The sequence below is a fragment of the Stenotrophomonas terrae genome (assembly GCF_039674165.1).
Taxonomy (GTDB): Bacteria; Pseudomonadota; Gammaproteobacteria; order Xanthomonadales; family Xanthomonadaceae; genus Stenotrophomonas; species Stenotrophomonas terrae_A.
Map to the genome: position 1 here is coordinate 1 of NZ_JBDJMY010000089.1, position 3,315 is coordinate 3,315.

Sequence of the window (3,315 nt, forward strand, 5' to 3'; positions counted from 1 at the left end):
TACCAGTAGAGCCCCAAAAGCCCCCCTCACCCCAACCCCTCTCCCGCAAACGGGAGAGGGGCTCAAGCCTCCCCATCGATGTCGCGCGCTCTGTAGTGCCGAGCCATGCTCGGCAGAGGCCTTCCCGGTAGAGCCGCAAAAGCCCCCCTCACCCCAACCCCACACCCCTGAACGGGAGAGGGGCTTCAAACAACAACGCTCACACTGCCCATACCGCCGGCCACCTGACCGCCGGTGGTAACATAGACATCTGATTTCAGGCCTTTTTCCTCCATGTTCAGCTTTTTTCGCCGCAAAAAGACCGACGACGCCCAACAGCCCGCAAAGCCGTCCACGCTGAGCGTTGAGGAACTGGCCGCCGCCTTCCCGCAGGCCCCGTCGGCGCAATCGCCGCTGCCGGCAGAACCTGACTCGACCGAAGCCGCGCAAGCACCGATCCAGGCAAACGAGGCCCCCGCAGCACATGTGGAGCCAACGACCGAAGTCGCGGCGACGCCTGCGCCGCTTGTCGAACAGGCTGTCGCAGCGGAAACCGTGGCTGCAACCGTGCCGGTCCCCGCTCACACAGTACCGGCCATCGCCCCCTCGCCTGCAATCAACGAAATCGCGGCGCAGCCAACAGAACCCACTGCTGCTCCTGTAGTTGCTGCTCCTGTAGTTGCTGAAGAAGCGGCTCCAGCTGCACTGCCAACTGCCACTCCGGCTCCAGCTCCAGTCGCAGCCGAAACCAACGCACCCAGCTCCGCCGATTCCGACGCAGCACTGATTCCCGCCAATGCAGCGCCTGCCGCACAGGCTGGCAAGCCCGGTTGGCGCGACCGTCTGCGCAACAGCACGTTCGCCCGCAGCTTCGGCGGCCTGTTCTCGCGCAACCCCAAGCTCGACGACGACCTGCTCGACGAGATTGAAACCGCACTGATCACCGCCGACGTCGGCATGCCGGCAACCACGGCGCTGGTCGAAGACCTGCGCAAGCGCATGAAGTCGCGCGAGTTTGCCGATGCCAATGCGCTGCTGGCCGCACTGCGCGCCGACCTGATCGCCATGCTGCAGCCGGTCGCCAAGCCGTTGGTGATCGACACCAACGCCAAGCCGTTCGTGATCCTCACTGTCGGCGTCAACGGCGTCGGCAAGACCACCACCATCGGCAAGCTGGCCAAGCGCTTCAAGGATCAGGGCCATAGCCTGATGCTGGCTGCCGGCGACACCTTCCGCGCCGCCGCCGTCGCCCAGTTGCAGATCTGGGGTGAGCGCAATGGCGTGGCCGTGGTCGCCCAAGGTCAGAACGCAGATGCTGCCTCGGTCGCATTCGACGCACTGCAGGCCGGCAAGGCGCGCGGCACCAGCGTGTTGATCGCCGATACCGCTGGCCGCCTGCACACCCAGACCGGCCTGATGAACGAGCTGAGCAAGATCCGTCGCGTTCTCGGCAAGATCGATGAAACCGCTCCGCACGAAGTGTTGATGGTCATCGACGGCACCACCGGCCAGAACGCGCTGTCGCAGCTGCGCCAGTTCCATGCGGCTGCAGGCGTCACCGGCCTTGTCGTGACCAAGCTGGACGGCACCGCCAAGGGCGGCGTGGTATTCGCGCTGGCCCGCGAATTCGGCATTCCGATCCGTTTTGCAGGCATCGGCGAGCGCCCGGAAGATCTGCGCGTGTTTGATGCCGAAGCCTTCGTCGACGCATTGTTGCCGCAGGCGCTGGGCGCTTGATCTGAAGCCCCTCTCCCACCGGGAGAGGGGTTGGGGTGAGGGTACGAAAGAGCGAAGCTCCCACGCAGCATCAACGACAAGAGCCTTACCCTCATCCGCCCCTATGGGGCACCTTCTCCCGCAGGGAGAAGGGACGCGCCAGCCACCGCCCTCGCTAGCCCATGCCCAACTTCCCCAGCCAACTCCTTACCTGGTTCGACCAGCACGGCCGCCATGATCTGCCCTGGCAGCATCCGCGCTCGCCGTACCGCGTCTGGCTGTCGGAAATCATGTTGCAGCAGACCCAGGTCGCTACGGTCACCCCGTACTTCCAGCGCTTCGTGCAGTCGTTTCCGACGCTTGCGGACCTGGCCGCCACCGACAACGACACGCTGATGGCGCATTGGGCCGGGCTGGGCTACTACGCGCGTGCCCGCAACCTGCATGCGGCCGCCAAGCAATGCGTTGAACTGCATGGTGGCGAACTGCCGCGTGATTTCGATGCGCTGCTTGCCCTGCCCGGCATCGGCCGCAGCACCGCTGGCGCCATCCTCAGCCAGGCCTGGAACGACCCGTTCGCGATCCTGGATGGCAACGTCAAACGCGTGCTGACCCGTTATCACGGCGTTGCCGGCTTCCCCGGCCTGCCGGTCATCGAAAAGCAGCTCTGGGCGCAGGCCGAAACCCATGTCGCGCAGGTGCCTGCCGGTCGCATGGCCGATTACACCCAGGCCCAGATGGATTTCGGCGCAACCTTGTGCACGCGCTCAAAGCCGGCCTGCATCCTGTGCCCGCTGCAGAACAGCTGTACCGCGCATGCGCAGGGCCTGGTGGATGCATTGCCAACGCCGAAGCCGAGCAAGGTGCTGCCAGAGCGTGAGGCCAGCGCCTTGCTGCTGGAGGACAGCGACGGCCGCATCCTGCTGCTCAAGCGCCCGCCGACCGGCATCTGGGCCTCCCTGTGGACCCTGCCGCAGGCCGACACCGACAGCGCGTTGCGTGACTGGTTTGCCGGCACCATCAAGGGCAACTACGACAATGCCGAAGAACTGCCGCTGATCGTGCACACCTTCAGTCATTACCGCCTGCATCTGCAGCCCTTGCACTTGCGCAAGGTCGCACTCAAGGCCAAGGTCGGTGACAATGCCGATCTACGTTGGGTGGCACGCAGCGAGCTGGCCGCACTTGGCCTGCCCGCGCCTATCCGCAAACTGCTGGACAAGCATCCGGCGCACTGATTCGACAGGATTCCACCATGCCCCGCTCCGTCTTCTGCCAGTACGAACAACGCGAAACCGAGGGTCTGGATTTCGTGCCCTATCCGGGTGAACTGGGCCAGCGCATTTTCGCCAATATCGGCAAGCCGGCCTGGGCTGCATGGCTGGCGCATCAGACCATGCTGATCAACGAGAACCGCTTGTCGCCGCGCGATCCCAAGCACCGCGCCTTCCTTGAAGAAGAACTGGTGAAGTACCTGTTCTCTGGTGGCGCTGAAAAGCCAGCCGGCTACGTGGCGCCGGAAGCTCACTGACACCAGACTGTAGTGGCGCGGCCCACCCCGCGGAGGCCCAACCCCCAAACCCCCCCCCCCGCCAGGCGCCGGCCGCCCCCGGGGCCCTA

The 3,315-nt window shown here is 65.2% G+C and carries 3 protein-coding genes; all 3 read left to right on the plus strand.

Annotated features, from left to right (window positions below):
• Positions 1-273 precede the first annotated feature (273 nt).
• The 3 genes from ftsY to ABE493_RS19330 all read left to right on the plus strand — a co-directional run bounded on the left by ftsY (position 274) and on the right by ABE493_RS19330 (position 3,226).
• The gene (ftsY, locus tag ABE493_RS19320) at positions 274-1,716 is read left to right on the plus strand and encodes a signal recognition particle-docking protein FtsY (RefSeq protein ID WP_346501011.1); all 1,443 of its coding nucleotides are present in this window, start codon (positions 274-276) and stop codon (positions 1,714-1,716) included.
• A 161-nt stretch (positions 1,717-1,877) separates the two neighbouring features.
• Positions 1,878-2,933: an A/G-specific adenine glycosylase gene (gene mutY, locus ABE493_RS19325; RefSeq protein ID WP_346501013.1), complete on the plus strand. Its 1,056-nt coding sequence runs from the start codon at positions 1,878-1,880 to the stop codon at positions 2,931-2,933.
• 17 nt (positions 2,934-2,950) lie between these two features.
• Positions 2,951-3,226 (plus strand): oxidative damage protection protein, encoded by a 276-nt coding sequence (locus ABE493_RS19330; RefSeq protein ID WP_346501015.1) that lies wholly within the window; start codon positions 2,951-2,953, stop codon positions 3,224-3,226.
• Positions 3,227-3,315 lie beyond the last annotated feature (89 nt).